Source organism: Roseofilum acuticapitatum BLCC-M154 (genome assembly GCF_030068475.1).
GTDB lineage: Bacteria > Cyanobacteriota > Cyanobacteriia > Cyanobacteriales > Desertifilaceae > Roseofilum > Roseofilum acuticapitatum.
Genome location: NZ_JAQOSP010000104.1, coordinates 120008 through 140454, shown reverse-complemented (window position 1 = coordinate 140454; position 20447 = coordinate 120008). Strand labels below are relative to the sequence as shown.

The window sequence follows — 20447 nt, the reverse complement described above, 5'->3', positions numbered from 1 at the left end:
TGTGAGGGTAGATTTCCCGGAGAGATTCTAGGATGGTTTCAGAGGTGATACCTTGAGTTTCAGTGATACTCATTATGGATGCAAATGATGAGTTGAATGGTTCATTGATTATAACTTAAGCGATCGCGAAGCGAAACGGAGAAATTTGGTGCGTTACGTCGGGCTTTTTAATTGACTGATTAAGTTTAAAATTTATCCCCGACTAACGCACCCTACCGTCACTAACTGATTTTGCGATCGCATGATGGATGTGCGATCGCACTACAGAAAACAACCAAAGCGCGATCGCCCCCACAACCGCTTCTCCAATGCGATCGCCTGAAATGCCTCGCCCGATCGCCCCAACCCAAGACGCGATCGCGAAGCGAAACGGAGTTTTATCGCCCCCACAACCGCTTCTCCCCTGCGATCTCCTGAAATGCCCCGCCCGATCGCCCCTACCCAAGACGCGATCGCCAAGCGAAACGGAGTTTTATCGCCCCCACAATCACTTCTCCAGTGCGATCGCCTGAAATGCCTCGCCCGATCGCCCTTACCCAAGACGCGATCGCGTAGGGTTTGTTAGCGGGGAATTAAATTAGACCGAAGTCAAGGTATTGTGATTCCCCGTGCAGGGCACCCTAGTGCTAGATCTTGATCGAGCTACGCATATAAGTATTGCTTGGCCTCTTCTGAAAGATATTTTTCATACTCACTACCCCTCCCAACTTGACTGTTCCAAATTTGGGCTGCATTATATGCATTTTCTTCTTCAGCATAAACAGGAATACCCAAGAAAAAACGTTTGATGCCTTCTAGAATACCTTCGCCAACTTCACTAGCTTTTTTTGCTAATTCATTAAATAGTTGACCAATGCCATACATAAAATCTTCGATGAAAGGCTTAAGTAAATCATATAGCCATCCACTAATAGATTCTCCTGCCCATGCACCACCAAAAGCCGCCGCAGCTCCCAGTAAGAGATTCCCTAGACCAGGTGCTGCTGATGCAGGAGGTTGAACTACTGCACCCAGCAGGGCTGATCCAGCAGTAGCACCAATAACTTTAAAGACTTCTTTCATTTTGTCTTCTCCAAAGCCAATTTGAAGACCATCAAATAGGTATCCGACAATTTTGAGCGGGCCAGGTGCTTTTTTTGTGGCATCTACTAAACGATTGAATGCTTTTTTACTACTTGGAGGTAGGATTTTGTTAGCCATTTTCTTTATTAATGGAGTCCATTCTTTGAATGCATCCATTATTCCATTGAAGGCTTTTTTAATATCGAAGTTTTTCAACCCTTTGATTAAATCAGATTGGTTGAATTTAATGATTTTTTGAATTGCAGATAGCAACTGATCTTGCTGTTGAGGTGACAAATCAATATAGATTTGTGCTGCAATTTGCATTATCCAATCAGACATTTTAGCTAACCCTTTTTTCAATGCCGTCTTTAACAAAGGAGCAACATGATTATTAATCACTCCTCTGATTTTACTTATCAACAGGGAAACCAGATCATCAATTTGTTTATAAATTGGCAAATGTTTCCAATCATCAGCACCCAACTTGAAGTATTTTTTCAACGGTTCCTCTATAAGCTTTTCAGCAGCAGCAATGAAAGGTCCACTACCAATTCCTGCAAAATCTTGAGACTTATCATTAAGGCCATCCAAAAAGTTTTTAAGTTGTTGAAACAACGTATTTTTTCGTTCTTCTCGTGTTTTTTCTTCTGGGGTATTCACCGGATTTTGTCCAGACTCACCTGGATCGCTACCACCAGAGTTACCAGACTCTACCTTAACTCCAGGAACACGAATGAATCGTTCAGGTCTATTTGCTGAAATAGTACGCACATTATGGAGAGTTCCAATACCTCCACCATCCCAATTGGTCGTATGATGAGACTCTGAAATGGTAATTGTTCCATCATTATTAACAGATTCAACAACAGTAACATGATTGTTCCATTGAGCAATATCACCAGGTTGAGGGGAACTATGGATATAGTGTCCATATCCTGCTGCCCGCAGTTGATCGTCCCATAGATGTGCATCATCATACATCACATTTAAAACTGCGGAATTACCACCTAACTCCTTGACTCGACCGTGAGCATACCAAGTACAGTTACCTTCAGTCTTACCAAGACCGCCCACAAGACTAGAACCATAAACACCCCCTACAGCAAAAATGTTACCAGTCGTATAGAACTGAGGACGAGCATTAAAGTAGCTGGCATTTTGTCGAGTCAGCAGTGGATTAGTCACAGCACCAACACTTCCACCGCCACTTGTAGGCGGATACAATAGCGAACCATCGGGGCGATATCCAATGGCACTTTGTCCAGCCTTCCACAGAATATAGCCACCAGCAAAATCCTGCCGTGTATATCCCTTCCACTTGTACTCAGCACTCTTCGGTACACCCAATGGCCCATTCAACCCGCTTGCCGTATTGACATAGTAGCTGCGAATTGCACCATAGAGCGGGAATGTTCCATGGGAACTACTAACAATTGAAGACGTACCCAAACCAGGCTTATCAAACATTTGGAACTTCGCCCCACTTGGATGAGTCTGTACCTCAGAAGTCGGCGTACCCATGTTGTATTGCTTCCAAACTTCGTAGAAATTTTTAGGCAGTAGATATCCATTGACATAACTTCCTAAAAACTCTTCCGCATTCAAAACCAAATGATAGTTGCCGGAATCACCAGATTGAGGCTTGACTCGAACATAATAGTCGCTGTTGGGTTCAAAATCATCAAATTCGACATAGATCGATTCCCGATTCTTAGACTTAGCTTTTGCTTTCTCCTGGCCATTCTTGTCATACAAAATAAACTCAACATCTCCCTCCAGAGGTAAATGCTTGTTTTCACTCGGATGACGAACCGCAAATCGCAAGCGGTAAATATCTGAATCAGTAGAAAACTTATAGTAATCCCCGAGGTCAGCAATTCCAACATGGTCATTCACGGTGACTCGCTTGCCACCAATATTACCTAGATTCCGAGCCTTAGATCGAGTTGACCCTGCTTGATCTAAGTTATGAACAAAGGTGTAATTATCAGATGAAGGCATTGATGGCTTAGGAGTCATCACAACACGATAATGGCCGGGAGTCAGAGAAGCATAGCGAAATACACTATCACCCGTACTATTTGGATTCACCTCAACCGATTTCCCATTCTGTTCTCGGTAAATTTTCAAGGTGTAGTGACGAGAGTCAATTGTCTTACCACTGGCATCATCTACTCTAGTGTGCAAGGTGCGATCGGTCGCATTATCATGAACCTTAAAATTATACTCAAGTTCATCATTTAAACCGTCAAACTCATGTCGTCCATCTGGTGCCCAGAGTTGCTCAAAATTCAAAACCAAATCGTAGTTAGTCCGAGAACCGTCTTTAGCCGTAACCTCCACATAATATTTGCTATTCGGTTCCAGTTTCTTAGCTGCGAATGTTGATTTACGATTCTTAGAATCAACGGATGATACTTGCTTGCCATCAGAATTTAACAGCACTGCATTACCATTAGCATCCAACAGCCGCATCTTGATATCACCATCCAACAGCCGCTTCCTGGTTGCTTCGTTCAAGTCACTGTATAAACTACGAACAGCAAACTGCAAGGTCGGTTGAAAATCGCTAGTGGTAAAGGCATATAAATCTTTGTCACCCTGGGGTAGACCCACGTGGTCGCTGAGAATGATGCGCTGACCATCAATTTGTCCATACTTTTGATTCAAATTTCGAGCTTTTGCCAAACTATCCCCAGCTTGGTCTAAATTCACAACCATCTCATAGGGAACGTTCGCTTTGGACTGCTCGACATCCACCTTGATGAGATATTTTCCATCTGGCAAATCTTTGTAATTTGTATAATTGCCACCCGGATCGATCTCGGTCAAAGGAACCTGTTGCAGCCGCCCCCCACCGAGGTCGCGATAGACAGTGGTGCGTAAGTCTGGGTGAGCCAGAGATGTATTCCGCGCCGCCAAACTAATATCGTTTTTATTCCCGTCTAACTCCACCCAGTATTCGCTACTGCCCCGCATATTAGGATAGGTGTGACGACCATCGGGAACATTAGTTACGTTACTCGATGGAACAACACTCCAAATCGGCTTAACCGTCGAGGGTAATTTAATATTGGGTAAGGCCTTCCCAGTCCCAGTAAAGTAGGGAATTGCCTTCTGACCATTCCAAACAATATACCCACCATCAAAGTATTGCACCGCAGGCATATTCACGCCATTAAATGACTGCTCAAAAATCTGGATCTCTCCCCGTGAATTACCTAAACGCCTACGATTCGCCTCATAGACCGCACGAACCTCTTCAATTGCCCGTTCTTTAGCAGCTATCTCCTGTGCTGAAGGCGATGGAGCCGGTGTTGGAGCTGGTGTTGGAGCCGGATTCGGTGTCGGTTGGGGAGTCGGACTTGGAGTCGGAGTCGGAGTCGGAGTCGGTGTTGGTGTTGGAGTCGGTGTTGGTGTTGGGGCCGGATTCGGTGTCGGTTGGGGAGTCGGACTCGGAGTTGGACTTGGAGTCTGCCAGGGATTCTGCCACGGACTTGGACTCGGAGTCTGCCAGGGATTCTGCCACGGACTTGGACTTGGAGTCGGTCGGGGACTTGGACTCGGAGTCGGTCGGGGACTTGGACTCGGAGTTGGGGGCTGAATGACTTGCTTGGCCGGTAGAAACTCAACCACAGGAGTTTCTTTACCCTGACTACCGTCAATAAAATTCATCACCAATCGATATTGATCGATTTTGGGATAGCGACCGCGATTAACGGTTAGAACATAGGAACCCCGATCGAGTTTTCCGTTTGCACCCGCATAAACGATATTTCCGTCATACTTACCCCTCAAGACCTCTTGACCATTTTTGCGAAGAATAGCACTTCCCGGAAAATCCAGTGAAAACTGTAGCGGGGTCGGTTGATCAATTTTGAAAGCAAAGGTATCAGAAGGGTTGCTTGAATCCAACCAGCCGTAATAGTGCCGCCGCCATTCGGGAGGCACATTCACATTCTGAACTGCCCGTTCACCTGGCGTAAAGATATCCTTACCACTCCAAGTTTCAGGACTCAACAGCTCTGGTGTACTATACTCCTGTGGCTTCATTTCTTTCGCCAAATGCACCGCCGCCGTCAGATTCAATAAGCCAGCGCCCGTTTCAGCATCCTCACCCGTGTCGCCCAAATCCGTGGCCGTATCGCGGATAATTTCAACCACCTGACGGTAACTCAACTCAGGATTAGCCGCCCAAACCTGGGACACCGCCCCCGTAACCTTCGCCGTCGCCACAGAAGTCCCCGTCATAGCACTGGTTCCTTCCCCAGCTAAGGACAATTGGGGATTCTCCATCGTTCCCCCATAGGCCATCACATCCAAACTGTGACCATAGCTGGAATAATTGGTGCGGTCAACTCCTTTCCAAACCGACATATCAGGGTCAAACTGTTCCGCCGCCCCCACTGTCATAATGTTGTCGAACTCCTGAGAGGCTTGTCCCAAAACCGACATCACGCCACCGTCATTCCCGGCAGCAGCTACAATCAGGACATTATTTTGGCGGGCATATTCAATAGCATCTCGCTCCTCTGGGGTAAATTCATAGCGCGTCGTCACATTCCCCTCGGCATCCACCTGAGTTAAATCCAAACTCAGATTCACCACCGCATTCGGTTGTCCCGACTCTTGAGCAGCATCCACAAACTCCCTCAAAGACTCTGCCCATTGTCCCGAACCAATGGCGCGACTCACCCACAGAGGAGCCTTATCATTCACCCCATCAATGCCAATACCATTGTCTTGAGTTGCGCCAATAATCCCCAGGATATGGGTTCCATGCTCATTCCCTTCTCCTGCTGACAACAAGGGATTATCATCACCATCAACATAATCCGTTCCCAGGGTAATCCGAGAATAATCAATATCTGGATTATCCCCACTAAATCCCGTGTCAATCACACCCACCAACGGTTGCTCAGTTTCCGCAAACTCGAATACCGTGGGTTCTTCTCCCCCCGACACCCACTGCTGCGCGACTGCTTCCAACCGGTTCACTAACCGTGTGGTTGCCACTTCCTGCACCTGGGAAAGCTCTTCAGAGTTCCGGGTTAAACTATCGGCAAAGGTAGTCACGGTTTCTTTCAGTTGAGTAATCGAACTCTCTTCGGTGTCAATCTCCTCTAGGTTACTCGTCAGCGTTTCCAACCGCGCTACCAGTTCCTGCTTCACCGTCGGTTCCGGTTCCACCGGTTCCGTATCCGTATTCTCTCCCTCAATCTCTTCGACAATTTCTTGCGCTTCTACCGCATTTTCCTCTAAATCATCAGAACTTTCCCCGTTTTCAGTCTCCGTAGTCTCCGCAACAACTGCTTCTTCTTCCTCTGCAACGGGATTATTTTCCCCTACCGTAACCGGTGGTTCTTCCTCACCTGAGTTATCCTCAGTTGCGCTAGTCTCTTGCTCCACAACTGTCGGTTCTACCCTATTGTCGGGTTCAGAAGCTTCATCCTTATCAACGGTTACAACATCCTCACCTGAGTTACCCTCACTCTCTTGCTCCACAACTGTTGGTTCTACCCTATTTTCTGGTTCAGCAGCTTCATCTTCATTGACGGTTACAACATTTTCACCTGAGTTATCCTCAGTTGCGCTAGTCTCTTGCTCCACAACTGTCGGTTCTACGTTATTTTCCGGTTCAGAAGCTTTATCCTCATCAACCGTGACAACTTTCTCATCTGAGTTATCCTCAGTTTCCTCACTCTCTTGCTCCACAACTGTCGGTTCTACCCTATTTTCGGGTTCAGAAGCTTCATCCTCATCAACGGTTACAACGTCCTCATCTGAGTTACCCTCAGTCTCTTGCTGCTCAACCTCCGGTTCCACCACATCAGCAGTGTCACTTTCTTCCGCTTCTGTCGTCTCCTCCAAGAACTCCAGGAGCGTTTCCACATCCTCAACTAAGTCTCCTGCGACTTCATCCACCGCATCGGGAGTCACATAAGGCTTAACATACTCGATAATCCCTTTGCCTAACTCAGTCTCGCGCCAATCTTCTCCTTCTGCAAGCACTTCATCCATCAGCGCTGCTTTGCCTTTGGCTCCCCGAATCTGGAAGATAATATCGTTATAGTCTGAATCGGTTTTACCATCGATGCGGATGTCTTCCATCACAAAGGTGGAACCATCCCCGGTAACATCGGCAATTTGTCCGACATGGAAGCCTTCATAGGGATTGGAGGTTACCATGGAGAATAGAGGACGACCAGAACCGCCAATTGCTGGATTGTCAAAGACTCTAGCAACGGTTTTATTGGGAACTAACATTACGCCGAAGGTATCTCCAGAGCGCATATTAAAGGTTTTCACGCCCAAATACTCCCCAGCATTTTGGTCGCGCTCGCCTAAGTTACCACTAAATCTGGCTCCTTCATCTGCGTCGGAAATGACCACGTGACCTTGTTCTGAGCTACTTAAGGCGCGACTAGAGGCTTCCTGAATAAAGTCTTCAGAACCCGGTTCAAATTCATCCATTCCGTCTAGGGAAAAGATTGCCAGTTCTCCTTTGTATCCCCCACCGTCAAAGATGTAGTCAATCTGAACTTCTCCGGTTTCTCCGACGGTGAAGATACCGGAGTCAAAGGTAAAGTTGGGTTGGGAAATGTCTAAAACTGGGGTAATGTCTTCGCTGTCTTCTTCTGTCTCGTCTACGGTGTCTTCTGGGTTCTCTTCAGTACCATCAGTGTCTGGGGTTTCAGCTTCTTCGGGTTCGCTGGAGTTGGCTGAGAGAGCGGAAATCAGTTGTGGCTCTCCATCAGTTTCAAGGGTTCCATCACTGTCTAAGCTGAGACTTTCTACATCTTCAGCATCTTTGGGTTCGGGGAGGGAGTCAAAAAAGGGCAGTTCTTCTTCTATTTCTAGCTCGGTTTCTGAGTCGGTTGCTTCAGGACTGTTGCTTTCTTCTGTATCATCGGTTTCGTCTGCATTGCTAACGTCTTCCGAGTCAGTGTCTGGAGTTGCTTCTATTTCGGAGGTTTCAGTCCCATCTAGGTCTATGTCTTCTCCCCCTAAATCTACTTCTATGTCCGTGTCATTAGCTTCACCACCTCCCTCTACGTCTACCAACAATCCGGAAGGGGTGAGGATGGGTTCGAGGATGAAGGTTTGACCTGGCTGAGACTGGGGTTTAGCGGTTTTAGGGGAGTTGGAACGGCGGAAGTTTTTGAAGAAGCTCATGATGGTAGGAATTCACCCGAATCGTGAATCGTATAGAAGTCTGTGAGAGTGGATTGAATTTACCCCTCTATAGGGTTCTCGTTTTTTTCCACCTGTTTTTATGCAAGATGCAACAATTCTTTACATAATCCTTGAGATTGATGGTGTGGAGACCTATAAAGTTGATCTCCCTTGGGATGGGACTACGAATCAATTGACAATGCTATAGAATATAATTAAACTTGTTCACCCAACTATTGACTGAAATTAGGAGACAAAAACAAGAATGACCCAAGTGGTAGTCGGAGAAAACGAAGGAATTGATTCAGCTCTACGTCGCTTTAAGCGCCAAGTGTCCAAAGCCGGAATCCTGGCGGATGTGAAAAGCCGCCGCCATTTTGAAACCCCTCAAGAGAAGCGCAAGCGTAAAGCAGTTGCAGCTCGCCGCAAGCGGCGCATGTCTCGCTAGGGAATAATTGTTGAGATATATAGTTGATTCATTTTAGAATGAGATATGGCTGTAGGGGCGAACGGCCGTTCGCCCCTACAAGTTGGTATGATCTATCCCCAGGATTGTGTTTCTTCTTCCCGGTTGACTGGGCCTAACATGAGTTTTCTAGACCCTTGGGGAATGTGAATCCAACCTAAGTCTTGGAGTCGGTTGACTAAGTTGGAGATGGTGACCCCTAGTTCGTCTCGCAGTTGGTAAAGGGTAGACCATCGGGTAAGATTTTTACGATGACAATATTCGCGCAGTAGAGTTTCTGGCATGAGCAGGCAACTGGCAAAGTATTGGGCCTGCCATTCAATGGATTCGAGTTCGCTTAAGGAACTATTGGGACGACACAGAAAGGAATCGTCACTGCTGCTGAGATGAGTTGCTGGTTCTTCCTGGACTTCTGCATGGTTGATATGGAGCATCCAATGGCCGATTTCATGGGCTAGGGTGGAAGCTTGAAATCCTTCGGGTAAGGTGAGTATTTCTTCGTTGAGTTCAATTTGACGATTTCGGGGGAGAATGCGGGCCGCTATGGGCCCGTACTCGTCCGACGGAATCTGATCCCAAACCACTCCCAAGTCCAGCAAATCGGCGATGCGGTCTACTTCTAGGGGCCAAGAGAGTTTCACGTTGAAGGTGTATTCCATGCGTGACAGGAGGTCGCTGGCCCGACGCTCGATTTCTGGTTTGGGATAAAAGCGGTAGGGTTTGATTAGACTCAACTGGGGGCATCCTCGCTGGCTGCTTGAAAGATCTTTTGGGCGAAGTCTGGGTTTTCTCGTAACCGTCTGAGGAGCATGGGCATGGCTTGGGCGTTTTGCTTGAGCAGTTCCTCATATTGGTGAGGAATGCGTCCGGCTAGACAGACTAACATATCGGGGTCGAGGTCGAGATGTTTGGCAAGGGAGCGGATGACTTCTTCTTTGGGAGGATAGTCAGCGCGGTCGTTTTCTAGCTTGGACAGGTAGGTGAAGTCAAGCTTGACCAAGGCGGCGAGGCTCCTTTGGGAATAGCCTTTGTCTTTGCGTGCCCTACGCAGAATTTTACCAAATGTTTCTGGGATCATTTGTTTTCTCCATTACAAGTCTATCCTATCTCTAGTTTGAATAAAAAATCAAAAAATGGGTTGTCGGTGGGGAGGGGTTTGGGTTAGGATGAGGGTGTTGAAAAAATAATCAACGCAGCGATTGGAGGTGAAATGATGGCTCAAACTTGGACGGATACGACCTATAAGCTTGATGGTACGGAGATGACGATTTTGACGAATCACCCTCGTCACGATCAGGTTTCGCTGTATGTTCCGGGGTATTCTTTGGGGGGAAATGGGTTCTCAATTTTCTTTACCCCAGATCATATTGAGTTGCTGGAGACGCTGTTAGATCAATTAAAGCAGATGAATGGGAGCAGCGATCGCCTCCCCCAAGCTGAACCGGTTGCCCTCTGTCGCTCTTCGCGGGCAGAATTGGCAGGATGATTTGTAGGTGGGGGAATGGGGGAATGGGGGAGTGGGGAGATGGAGAGGATTGCCTCTTGCCTCTTGCCTATTCCCCATTGCCTCTTGCCTCTTGCCTTTTGCCTTAAAGAACGGCAATACAGTCAATTTCGACCAAAACATCCTTCGGTAAGCGTGCTACCTCTACACAAGCGCGAGCGGGGGCTGTTTCGGGGTTAAAATAGCCAGAATAGACCTGATTGACCGTAGCAAAATCATTCATATCCTTGAGGAAAATCGTCATTTTCACGGCATTCTCAAACGTCGCGCCAGCAGTTTCGAGGACGGCTTTCAGGTTATTCATCACCTGTTCCGTTTGTTTCGCTACATCATCGGTATAGACCAATTGATTGGTGTTAGGATCGATCGCAATTTGCCCAGAAACAAACAGCATCTCACCTGTCGCGGCGATCGCCTGATTATAAGGCCCAACCGGAGCCGGAGCGCGATCGGTTTGAATCACTTTACGAGTCATAATTCAGATTCCTCACATCCACTTAAAATAACCTCGGACGCAATCCATAATTGCGATACATCCAATAATCTTTCAAAATGCTGTCATGGTCAAAACATAAATCCGGCGGCACTTGCCACAACTCAAACAGAGCCAAATTCTTAGCATCATCGGCTGCCTCTGGTTCACCCATGGCTGCGGCAATCATCACCACCGATAGGGTATGCTGACGAGGATCGCGCTGAGGATCGGAATACACATGGAACTGTTCCACCAGCTCCACCGATAAGCCCGTTTCCTCCTTAGCTTCCCGGATAGCCGCCGTTTCCACCGACTCCCCATAATCCACAAACCCTCCAGGAATGGCCCATCCAAAAGGAGGATTTTTCCGTTCAATCAACACAATCGGGCGCTCCGGCCGGTCAATCATTTCAATAATGATATCAACCGTCGGCGTAGGATTACGATACTGCATAGTGAACTGAGAAATTTAAAGATTTGCATACAGAGTATTTTCATAGGATAAACCCCCCATCCCCCTATCTCCCTATCCCCCCATCCCCTTCCCCTGCCTTGCGATAGGGAGAAGGCATAAAATTTAAACCCAAGGAGATCCCAAGAACATGATAAGGTCATCATGTTAGCTGCAAAATATGCCAATTGTAGAATATGCCCTCTTCCAGACTTAGTGGCATCTTACTCCATCCCACCTCATTTCCGAGTCGATTTGGTATTGGAGACTTAGGCCACGAAGCATATCGCTTTGTTGACTTTCTTGCCCACACGCACCAAAAACTGTGGCAAATCTTGCCACTAGGGCCAACCGGCTTTGGGAATTCTCCCTATATGTGCTATTCAGCCATGGCGGGCAATCCCATGCTCATTAGTCCTGAGTATCTCAAAGAGGATGGTTTACTGCAAGACGAAGATTTTGCCCATCTGCCCGAATTTCCCTTAGATTGGATAGAATTTGAGCAGGTGATTGCTGTAAAAACGGCCCTATTGGAAAAAGCCTGCCAAAACTTTCAAGTCAAACTCCAAGACTCCAGTAAAGCCAAAAAAGAGTTTGAGGCTTTTTGTCAAGAAAAAGCCAGTTGGCTTGACGATTATGTTTTGTATATGGCCCTTAAGGACGATCAAGAGGGCAAACCCTGGTATGAATGGGATGAAGACTTGGTTGACCGGGAAAAGAGTGCCCTCCAAGGGGCTAAAGAGCGGTTAAAAGAGAGAATTTTGTATCACCAATTTACTCAATTTAAGTTTTTCCAACAGTGGAATGCGCTCAAAAGCTATGCCAATGAGAACCATGTGGAAATTATTGGGGATATTCCCATTTATGTGGCCCATGATAGTGCCGATGTGTGGGCGAATCGGGATAACTTTTTGATCGATGCGGAAACCGGACAACCGGAGTTGATGGCGGGTGTGCCACCGGATTATTTTAGTGAAACGGGTCAGTTATGGGGAAATCCGGTTTATGACTGGGAGTATCTAGAGAAGACGGGGTTTAAGTGGTGGATCGATCGCTTCCAAACCATGCTCGACTATGTAGACTGGATTCGCATCGACCATTTCCGGGGGTTTGAATCCTTCTGGGCCGTTCCTGAAGGGGAAGAAACCGCCATTAATGGCACTTGGATGCCGACTCCTGGAGAAGCCTTTTTTGAGAAACTAGAGGCAACCTTGGGTCAGCTACCCGTCTTAGCGGAAGATTTGGGCATTATTACCCCAGAGGTAGAAGCGCTGCGGGATAAGTTTGGCTTTCCCGGAATGAAGGTGTTACATTTTGCTTTTGGTTCCGACGCTCACAATCCCTTTTTGCCGTACAATGTACCGCGTAACTGCTTGATTTATACGGGAACCCACGATAATAATACGACTTTGGGCTGGTTTGAGAACGATCTACCGGATTGGGAATGCGATCGCGTCGTCAATTATTTAGGCCATCTGAGTCCCGATGGCATTCATTGGGATTTGATTCGCTTGGCCTTGTCTTCGGTCGCTAATTGGGCGATTATTCCCATGCAAGACTTGCTCGGTTTAGATCAAAGGGCGCGGATGAATACCCCTGGACAAGCAGAGGGAAATTGGAGTTGGCGTTATCGTCCGGACTCCATTAGCGAGTGGTTATGCGATCGCCTCCAACTCCTGACCCAACTCTACGGCCGATCCTAGAAGTGGACTTAACTGCGGGAGAGCTGGTTAGCCGTAAAGATCACTTCTTCTACCGCACCCGGTTCTCCCAGAGTTTGAGATTTACCCTCATTGAGCGCAACAGAAATTGCTCCTGCATTACCCGCTACGATCACCAATTTTTGATTCGCCACCCAGGTTTGTTGAGTTCCCTCATTCAGGGTTCCTTCAAAAGCCGTTTCTCCGTCTGCTTCAATCAGAACCCAAGACGGTTCACTCACCACCACACTCACCCGCACCGGCTCTGTGGAGCCATTATCCGGTTTAGATTTGACCACCAGGGAAGTGGGTTCCGGTTCGGGAGCAGGAGGAGAAGGGGGGCTAGAGGCGATCGCCTCCACTTCTGCTGCGGGTTGTTCCACCAAATAATCCATCGACGGCCCCGCAGAATGCTCAATCCAATAGGATAAGCCATTAACCGAGCCAAAAATAATCGCCACATACAACATATACAAATGCACTGGACGCAGTTGCCACATCGGTAAACGCATCCAAGAGGGCTTGAGTAAGTTAAACCGAGACTCTGAGGGGAAAGGACTGGCAAAGCTTCGGCCATCGAGTCCTAAGAAATCGGCATAGCGTCTCAGGAAATAATGGACATAAACCGGTTCGGGGAGTTGTTCGAGTTTTCCTTCCTCGATCGCCCCTAATAGGCGTTGGCGGATACGGGTTTTCGTAGCAATGTAATCTAAACTCAAACCTTTCTCCTGACGGCGATCTCGCAATTGAGACCCCAAGTCAATCAGAATACTTTTCAAGGACTCAAACTCATTTACCGAGGATTGCATGGTTTTTGGTTTCTTCATCATCGATTACGCTCCTTCACCACCGATCTGTTTTGTACCACAGTTTCCTCTCAACGCTGCAATTTCAAAGGCTCTCAGGTCTCGATATTCACCTCTAGGTAAAGATTTTAGTCGAATCGATCCAATGGCGCTGCGATGGAGACTCACCACCGGATGCCCTAGGGTTTGGGCCACCTTACGGATTTGTCGATTCCGACCTTCCCATAAGATAATTTCCAGCAAAGTCTTGTGAGTGCCTTGGGAACGAATTCGTCTCACTTTAGCCGGTAGAGTTTGGATATTCTCATAGACTATACCGTTTCTCCAGTCCTCAAGAACGGATTCTGAGGGAATCCCTTCTACCCAAACCCGATAGGTTTTGGGAATACTATGGCTAGGGTGGGTCATCTGAAAGGTAAAGTCTCCATCATTGGTGAGCAAGAGCGCTCCTGTAGAATCTCCATCCAAGCGACCCACCGGATGAATACCGGTATTTTGAGAGAGCGTGGGAGGAAGTAGGTCTAAGACGGTAGTGCGATTTTGGGGATCGGCACAAGTGCAAATCACTCCTAGGGGTTTGTTCAGTAACAGATAAAAGCGCTGGGGACGATGGTGAGGGGAGAGGAGAGAACCATCAATTTCGATCGCATCGCGATCGGGGTTCGCTTTCTGGCCCAGTTGATGTACCACCTCGCCATTGATGCGGATACGACCCTCTTGGATCATCACCTCTGCCTGTCGTCGGGAAGCCACTCCCCAACGAGATAAAATTTTTTGTAATCGTTCATCCCTAGGTTGATGACCCGAAGGAGCCTCTATCATCGTCGTGATACTCACCAGTTTTAGAGTTAAGTTTAAGAGGATATTGCAAACACCCGTTTAGGTCGATCCTGCCCATTCAACAGAACTAGCGGATCTTTACAAATCTTACAAGAAGTTGCCCAGAACGGGGCAGCGTTCAATTAAAAATTAAAAATCAAACACTCAAAATGATTACTTTTCCCTTAACTAAGAGGTCTCAACAGACAAGGCGAAGACTCGATAGGGGGTTAACTTCTACTCAAATCCCTTGATGGCTGTTGAGGCAGATACACTTCAATCCAAGCTCCCTTGGTTTCTGGATGGTTCTTGGCACTGACCGATCCTTCATGAGCTTCGACAATTTGCCGAACAATGGCTAATCCCAGTCCACTACTATGGGTTAAGGGGGTACGGGGATGGTCGGAAGCATCCGAGAACACGGCAGGAGTAATTGGGGGATTAGAGGAGACTCTGGCACGGGAGGGTTCTCCCCGATAGAAGCGCTCGAAGACATAGGGTAAGTCTGTTTCTGGGAAGCCTACACCGCCATCAATGACTTCAATATGCACCCAGTTGTAGCATGAAGCGGTTAAGCTTGGGCATTCTTCTCTACTGAGTTTAACCCATATTTGCCCTTGGAGGGGACTATATTTGATGCTGTTGTCAAGAAGGTTAATGAAGACTCGACATAACCGATGTTCATCGCCATGGATTAATAAGTGTTCTGGGCCAGAATATTGCAGTTGGAGTTGTTTCTGACGCGCTAGGGGTTCCAAAGCCATCCAGGAGGAGTGGATCAAGTCAGGGAGGTTAATGGGTTTCCAGTTGAGGCTATAGGTCGATCCCCGTTCAAGTTGACTCAGATCGAGGAGGACTTGGACAATATCGCTGAGGCGAATGACTTCGGACAGGAGGCGATCGATCCAGTTACGCAGGGGGGGATCGAGGCGAGTTTGTAGGGTTTCGGCCACGAGGCGAATGGAGGTTAGGGGGGTTTTGAGTTCGTGGGCAACATCGGAAAAGGCGCGATCGCGTTGGTTGGTTAAGGTCACCAGTTCTTGGCGATTTTCGAGAAAGACTCCGATACGACCGCGAGAAAGGGGAATGGTATAGGCTTTAAGAGGGATTTTAGGGGGTAGCGATCGCCGGCTATTCTGGGGTTCTAGGGTGGGGGCAATGGGTTGAAAGTACCATTGTTTTTCCGCCGGTTTTTGGGTCGTGCGGGTTTGCTCGATCAGTTCATCCAATTCATAGGAGCGTACAATTTCCAACAGCAGGCGAGGACTATTAAGTTGGGGAGGACTAATGCCAAACATTTGATAGGCTTGGGTGTTACACCAGATCAGTTGGTTTTGATCGTCCACTTGTAAATGTCCCAGGGGGGCACTCGCGAGGATGGATTTCCAGTAGTCTATGTCTTGCTGGAGATGGTACTCCGTTTGGCGTTGACGGGCGATCGCCCGCAATAGGCGCTCTGGAAATCGGCCCATGAGTGGCGATGATGGACTCAATTCCGGCAGGATTCGCTTGAGCTGAAATTCTAAGCGCAATTGACACCCTAGCCATAGGAGCAGGCCTAGGGTTAATCCCAGTACAAATCCGAATAGTGGCACGATCGCAATCTGTTTAATCGATGATGGATTCTCTTGATTATCGCCTCACGATCTCCGTTTTTGATCCTACATCAGAAAGAGAATGGATTTTCCGTCAGCTAAACCGATATCCAAATCCACGCACAGTCAGCAAGTATTCTGGATGACTCGGATCGAGTTCAATTTTTTCCCGCAACCAACGAATATGTACGTCTACGGTTTTGGTATCTCCCATAAAGTCCGCATCCCATATCCGTTCAATCAGTTGGTCTCGCGACCACACTCTCCGGGGATGGTTCATAAAAAGTTCTAGGAGGCGAAACTCTTTGGGAGAGAGGTTAATTTCTTCGTCGCGAACGATCACCCGACATTCTTGGGGAAATAGGGTAATATCTTTGATTTTCAGCACTGAAGGATGAGATTGGGGGATCGGGTAGCGATTGCGTCGGAGGAGAGCGCGAACCCTAGCCACTAATTCTCGCACCCCGAAGGGTTTAGTCAGGTAGTCATCTGCACCCACTTCTAGGCCAACGACGCGATCGGTTTCTGAACCTTTAGCACTCAGAATCAGGATCGGTACAGTTTGTCCTTTTTGGCGCAGCCAACGGCAGAGATCCAGACCATTCACGGAAGGGAGCATCAGATCGAGGACGATCGCATCAATGGACTCCCTAGAGTCATCTGTCTGCTCCAGTTGTTGGTGAAATAAATCTACGATCGCCCGACCATCTTCGGCCGCAATCACCTCAAACCCTTCATCGCGCAAGGATAAGGCGACCGTCTCCCGAATCAGTTCTTCATCTTCAACCACTAAAACCCGCCCTAAACTCCGTTTTGAATTCAGGGGTGAATTCATGGGGGGGGATTCGACTGATAACGTGAATACCATAACCGGCCTGCTAACTCTAATGGTTTATCTTTTTAAGCCTATCAGCTTTTTTGGAATTCAATCCGATTTTTCCAATTCAATTTATGTAGATTTCGTCTATATTTCGTCTATATCAATAAGCCTTTGATTTCAGGGGTTTTACCCGTTGGTGTTTTGAGGAATTACAGTCCTAAATTCCTTGGGCTGGTTGATGAACTTTCCCCTCTCAGCCGCCGGGTGGAGACTCTCCCAGGGCGCTCAACCCCCTTATAATCTCTCTTTTTCTTGGTAGTTAAATCTCCTCCCCCCCATTCTATTTTTACCTCCTTCATTTTAACCGCTCATTTCGTACTAATTTGCATTGATAAATGGTGCTAATTTACCAGAACTTTAAAGCTTTAACTCTCTTCAAGCGGCGATCGCCCCGATTCCCCTCATCCCTCAGTTAAATTTTGCACTTTTTCCATATTTTCCATGCGATTCAAGCATTTTTCGGAAGTATAAAGAAAACATGAAATTGTGATTAATCAAACTTATCTTTCTGGCCAGGTGAGATATAACAAGATTCAGAGAATAACGAAACCTATAAAACTTCTAAATCAATACGGTCTCAAGATTACCTTATACATCCTAGATCATCTTTAGACTCTCTTGATTTTTTGTAACACTGATAACACTCTCCTTTCTTGCCTAGATAGTCTCGAACTCTCATGTAGGCAAGGAGAAAAACATCATGGTATCTTCGATGACAGCTTCAACAGTTGTCAATTCCCCCCAGAAAATTCGGGTTGCAGTGGCCAGCAAAGACAAAGGTCTAACCAATGAGCATTTTGGCCATGCCCAGGAATTTCTCATCTATGAAATAGACACGCAGAAAGCTCAACTGCTGGAAAATCGCCCAGTTAAACCCTATTGTCACGGCCCAGAAGAAAGCCCAGGAGACCTGAGCGAGAGCATTGCCGCCCTATCCGATTGCACAGCAGTGATCGTCGCTAAAATTGGGGCACTGCCAGAAAGTCGCCTCAAAGAAGCCGGAATAGAAGTCGTACAAGTTTACGAAACCATAGAAACTGCCGTCTTAGATTTTTATACTCAATGGGTTGAGAAGTCCATTGCCTAAATCTAGCGCCGAAATAATCAAGACCAGCGTGTGAGATCCCCATCTAGGATAACGCGCTCTATTGATCATTTTTAGCGATTCCTGCTTGCCCAAATTATCTCCAATTGCGATCGAAACCATGGACAAAAAACCCCCAACCATTTATCTCGATAACAATGCAACCACCCGGATTGCCGATGAAGTTTTAGAAGCCATGCTTCCCTACTTGCGCGACTATTATGCCAACCCTTCCAGTATGCATACCTTTGGCGGACAACTGGCCAAACCGGTAAGACAAGCCAGGGAAAATGTAGCTCAATTATTGGTAGCTCAACCGGATGAAATTATCTTCACCAGTTGCGGTACAGAAGGGGATAATGCCGCCATTCGGGCTGCCTTAGCCAGTTGTCCCGACAAGCGCCATATTGTCACCACCCAAGTGGAACATCCTGCCATTATTAACTTCTGTAAGGGTTTGGAAAAACAAGGTTATAGCACCACCTATCTGGGAGTCAATGAGAAAGGACAACTCAATTTAGAGGAATTGAGAGCCGCTCTCACCGAGAATACGGCTCTCGTCTCCGTCATGTGCGCCAACAATGAAACGGGCAACCTGTTCCCCATTGAGAGAATTGGGAAAATCGTCAAAGAGCGGGGCATTTTGTTCCATGTAGATGCCGTACAAGCGGTGGGTAAAGTGCCCTTGAATATGGAAGAGAGTACCGTAGATTTTCTGGTATTATCTGGGCATAAATTGCACGCTCCTAAAGGTATTGGAGCCTTGTATGTCCGCAAAGGGGTGCGCTTTCGGCCCATGCTAGTTGGGGGACATCAGGAACGGGGTAGACGAGCGGGAACAGAAAACGTCCCCGGTATCATTGCTTTGGGGAAAGCGGCTGAGTTAGCGATGGAGTCTATGGAAGCGGAAAATGGGCAAGTGCGACAATTACGCGATCGCCTCGAACAAACAATCTTAAAAACCATTCCCCATACCCAACTCAACGGCCATCCCGCCCTCAGACTCCCCAACACCACCAACATTGGCTTCAAATACATCGAAGGTGAAGCCATCCTCCTCTCCCTCGATCGCCATGGCATTTGTGCCTCCTCCGGATCGGCTTGCACCTCCGGTTCCCTAGAAGCCTCCCATGTCCTGCGAGCCATGGGCCTACCCTACACCATCTTGCATGGTTCCATTCGTTTTAGCCTCTCTCGGTATACCACCGACGCAGAAATCGACCAAGTATTGCAAGTCATACCCCAAGTCGTCGAGCGACTGCGCCAAATTTCCCCCTTCAAAGACGAAACCGACGAACAGCAAGGTTGGTTGAGTGCAGTCGGGGGTAAACAACTGACTGCCACTCGCTAATCTCTTTTTTACCACCAACCCTTCAAACTTAATGGAGCTGACAGAACCATGTGGGACTACACAGATAAAGTAATTGACCTATTTCACAACCCTCATAATATGGGAGAAATCACTCCCTCCGACTGTGAGGAAAATGAAACCGTTGCTGTTGGTGATGTCGGCAGTATTGCCTGCGGGGATGCCCTGCGGTTGCATCTGAAAGTTAACACCCAAACTGAACGCATTCTCGATGCTCGGTTTCAGACCTTTGGATGCGCCAGTGCGATCGCCTCCTCCTCAGCCCTAACCGACCTCATTCAAGGCATGACCCTCGACGAAGCCCTAACCCTCAGCAATCGCGAAATTGCCGACTTTTTAGGCGGGCTGCCCGAAGAAAAAATGCACTGCTCCGTCATGGGACAAGAAGCCCTAGAAGCCGCCATTTACAACTACAAAGGCATTCCCCTCCAAGCCGAAGAAGAAGACGAAAGTCCCCTCATTTGTCGCTGCTTTGCCATCACCAAAGGCAAAATTAAACGCATTATCCGCGAAAATCATCTCACCAGGGCCGAACAAGTCACCAACTACATCAAAGCGGGCGGTGGTTGTGGCTCTTGTCTAGCCGAAATTGACGATCTTTTAGCCGAAGCCATCCAAGAACAACAACAACAACAGCGTCTTCATCATGTAGCCCTAGAAACCTGCGTCGAACTTGCCGCAAAATTCGCCAGCTCTCCCCCAGAAGCCACACCCACGTTACCCAAACTCAGCACATTACAAAAAATTACTCTCATTCAAGATATCCTAAACCATGAAATTCGTCCCATGATCGCCCTTGATGGCGGCGATCTCGAACTTTACGACATAGATGGTCATGTCGTTAAAGTTATCTTAAAAGGAGCCTGCGGCAGTTGTTATAGCGTACTGACCACCTTAAAACAAGGCATTGAGCAAACCTTGCGCGATCGCGTCTCACCAGATTTAGTCGTTATTGCCATTTAATAACTCTTTGTTCATCTCAGAAATTATCCCATAAAACCTTATCAAAAGCACGGCATGACCGTGCTTTCTTCATTTATTCTCCCCAATTGCTCCT

Annotated in this window: 16 protein-coding genes; 7 read left to right on the top strand and 9 right to left on the bottom strand. The window is 47.5% G+C overall.

Annotated elements, in window-relative coordinates; all coding sequences use genetic code 11:
- The first annotated feature begins 248 nt into the window (after window positions 1-248).
- A complete protein-coding gene (locus PMG71_RS16455; protein ID WP_283754794.1) occupies window positions 249-512 on the top strand; it encodes a hypothetical protein in 264 nt (87 codons plus the stop codon).
- 130 nt (window positions 513-642) lie between these two features.
- On the opposite strand, the gene PMG71_RS16450 is transcribed toward PMG71_RS16455, so the two are convergent.
- A complete protein-coding gene (locus tag PMG71_RS16450; RefSeq protein WP_283754793.1) occupies window positions 643-8241 on the bottom strand; it encodes a S8 family serine peptidase in 7599 nt (2532 codons plus the stop codon).
- A 265-nt stretch (window positions 8242-8506) separates the two neighbouring features.
- Between PMG71_RS16450 and rpsU the strand changes: the two genes are divergently transcribed.
- Window positions 8507-8689 (top strand): 30S ribosomal protein S21, encoded by a 183-nt coding sequence (gene rpsU / locus PMG71_RS16445; protein ID WP_271937305.1) that lies wholly within the window; start codon window positions 8507-8509, stop codon window positions 8687-8689.
- A gap of 92 nt (window positions 8690-8781) precedes the next feature.
- Here rpsU and PMG71_RS16440 read toward each other — a convergent pair whose 3' ends face one another.
- Window positions 8782-9441 carry an ImmA/IrrE family metallo-endopeptidase gene (locus tag PMG71_RS16440; protein WP_283754792.1) on the bottom strand — a complete coding sequence of 220 codons (660 nt, stop codon included), beginning with the start codon at window positions 9439-9441 and terminating at the stop codon, window positions 8782-8784.
- Window positions 9438-9782: a helix-turn-helix domain-containing protein gene (locus PMG71_RS16435; RefSeq protein WP_347178703.1), complete on the bottom strand. Its 345-nt coding sequence runs from the start codon at window positions 9780-9782 to the stop codon at window positions 9438-9440. Before PMG71_RS16435 ends, PMG71_RS16440 begins: the two co-directional genes overlap by 4 nt.
- Window positions 9783-9920: 138 nt before the next feature.
- On the opposite strand from PMG71_RS16435, the gene PMG71_RS16430 reads away from it, so the two are divergent.
- Complete coding sequence (locus PMG71_RS16430) at window positions 9921-10193, top strand: hypothetical protein (RefSeq protein ID WP_283754790.1); 273 nt, start codon at window positions 9921-9923, stop codon at window positions 10191-10193.
- Window positions 10194-10296: 103 nt separating this feature from the next.
- Here PMG71_RS16430 and PMG71_RS16425 read toward each other — a convergent pair whose 3' ends face one another.
- Both PMG71_RS16425 and PMG71_RS16420 read right to left on the bottom strand, forming a co-directional pair.
- The gene (locus PMG71_RS16425; RefSeq protein ID WP_283754789.1) at window positions 10297-10686 is read right to left on the bottom strand and encodes a RidA family protein; all 390 of its coding nucleotides are present in this window, start codon (window positions 10684-10686) and stop codon (window positions 10297-10299) included.
- Between the two features lie 22 nt (window positions 10687-10708).
- The gene (locus tag PMG71_RS16420; protein WP_283754788.1) at window positions 10709-11140 is read right to left on the bottom strand and encodes an NUDIX hydrolase; all 432 of its coding nucleotides are present in this window, start codon (window positions 11138-11140) and stop codon (window positions 10709-10711) included.
- Window positions 11141-11334: 194 nt separating this feature from the next.
- Between PMG71_RS16420 and malQ the strand changes: the two genes are divergently transcribed.
- The gene (gene malQ, locus PMG71_RS16415) at window positions 11335-12840 is read left to right on the top strand and encodes a 4-alpha-glucanotransferase (protein ID WP_283754787.1); all 1506 of its coding nucleotides are present in this window, start codon (window positions 11335-11337) and stop codon (window positions 12838-12840) included.
- Between the two features lie 8 nt (window positions 12841-12848).
- Here malQ and PMG71_RS16410 read toward each other — a convergent pair whose 3' ends face one another.
- The 4 genes from PMG71_RS16410 to PMG71_RS16395 all read right to left on the bottom strand — a co-directional run bounded on the left by PMG71_RS16410 (window position 12849) and on the right by PMG71_RS16395 (window position 16892).
- Entirely contained in the window at window positions 12849-13667 is an 819-nt protein-coding gene (locus tag PMG71_RS16410; RefSeq protein ID WP_283754786.1) for a helix-turn-helix domain-containing protein, read from the bottom strand.
- Window positions 13668-13670: 3 nt separating this feature from the next.
- A complete protein-coding gene (locus PMG71_RS16405; protein ID WP_347179312.1) occupies window positions 13671-14465 on the bottom strand; it encodes a pseudouridine synthase in 795 nt (264 codons plus the stop codon).
- 227 nt (window positions 14466-14692) lie between these two features.
- Entirely contained in the window at window positions 14693-16057 is a 1365-nt protein-coding gene (locus tag PMG71_RS16400) for a sensor histidine kinase (RefSeq protein ID WP_283754784.1), read from the bottom strand.
- 94 nt (window positions 16058-16151) lie between these two features.
- The gene (locus PMG71_RS16395) at window positions 16152-16892 is read right to left on the bottom strand and encodes a winged helix-turn-helix domain-containing protein (protein ID WP_283754783.1); all 741 of its coding nucleotides are present in this window, start codon (window positions 16890-16892) and stop codon (window positions 16152-16154) included.
- A gap of 745 nt (window positions 16893-17637) precedes the next feature.
- Between PMG71_RS16395 and PMG71_RS16390 the strand changes: the two genes are divergently transcribed.
- From PMG71_RS16390 to nifU, 3 genes are all read left to right on the top strand, one after another.
- The gene (locus PMG71_RS16390; protein WP_283754782.1) at window positions 17638-18024 is read left to right on the top strand and encodes a NifB/NifX family molybdenum-iron cluster-binding protein; all 387 of its coding nucleotides are present in this window, start codon (window positions 17638-17640) and stop codon (window positions 18022-18024) included.
- Window positions 18025-18142: 118 nt separating this feature from the next.
- Complete coding sequence (gene nifS / locus PMG71_RS16385) at window positions 18143-19372, top strand: cysteine desulfurase NifS (protein WP_283754781.1); 1230 nt, start codon at window positions 18143-18145, stop codon at window positions 19370-19372.
- A gap of 48 nt (window positions 19373-19420) precedes the next feature.
- Window positions 19421-20353, top strand: coding sequence for a Fe-S cluster assembly protein NifU (gene nifU / locus PMG71_RS16380; RefSeq protein WP_283754780.1), 933 nt, complete (start codon window positions 19421-19423; stop codon window positions 20351-20353).
- Window positions 20354-20447: the final 94 nt, after the last annotated feature.

Bases quoted from the DNA above. Each gene is read 5' to 3' on its own strand.
- PMG71_RS16455 (WP_283754794.1), top strand. From the start codon at position 249: ATGTGCGATCGCACTACAGAAAACAACCAAAGCGCGATCGCCCCCACA.
- PMG71_RS16420 (WP_283754788.1), bottom strand. From the start codon at position 11,140: ATGCAGTATCGTAATCCTACGCCGACGGTTGATATCATTATTGAAATG.
- PMG71_RS16390 (WP_283754782.1), top strand. From the start codon at position 17,638: ATGGTATCTTCGATGACAGCTTCAACAGTTGTCAATTCCCCCCAGAAA.
- PMG71_RS16430 (WP_283754790.1), top strand. From the start codon at position 9,921: ATGGCTCAAACTTGGACGGATACGACCTATAAGCTTGATGGTACGGAG.
- PMG71_RS16405 (WP_347179312.1), bottom strand. From the start codon at position 14,465: ATGATAGAGGCTCCTTCGGGTCATCAACCTAGGGATGAACGATTACAA.
- rpsU (WP_271937305.1), top strand. From the start codon at position 8,507: ATGACCCAAGTGGTAGTCGGAGAAAACGAAGGAATTGATTCAGCTCTA.
- PMG71_RS16410 (WP_283754786.1), bottom strand. From the start codon at position 13,667: ATGATGAAGAAACCAAAAACCATGCAATCCTCGGTAAATGAGTTTGAG.
- PMG71_RS16395 (WP_283754783.1), bottom strand. From the start codon at position 16,892: ATGAATTCACCCCTGAATTCAAAACGGAGTTTAGGGCGGGTTTTAGTG.
- nifS (WP_283754781.1), top strand. From the start codon at position 18,143: ATGGACAAAAAACCCCCAACCATTTATCTCGATAACAATGCAACCACC.
- PMG71_RS16450 (WP_283754793.1), bottom strand. From the start codon at position 8,241: ATGAGCTTCTTCAAAAACTTCCGCCGTTCCAACTCCCCTAAAACCGCT.
- malQ (WP_283754787.1), top strand. From the start codon at position 11,335: ATGCCCTCTTCCAGACTTAGTGGCATCTTACTCCATCCCACCTCATTT.
- nifU (WP_283754780.1), top strand. From the start codon at position 19,421: ATGTGGGACTACACAGATAAAGTAATTGACCTATTTCACAACCCTCAT.
- PMG71_RS16425 (WP_283754789.1), bottom strand. From the start codon at position 10,686: ATGACTCGTAAAGTGATTCAAACCGATCGCGCTCCGGCTCCGGTTGGG.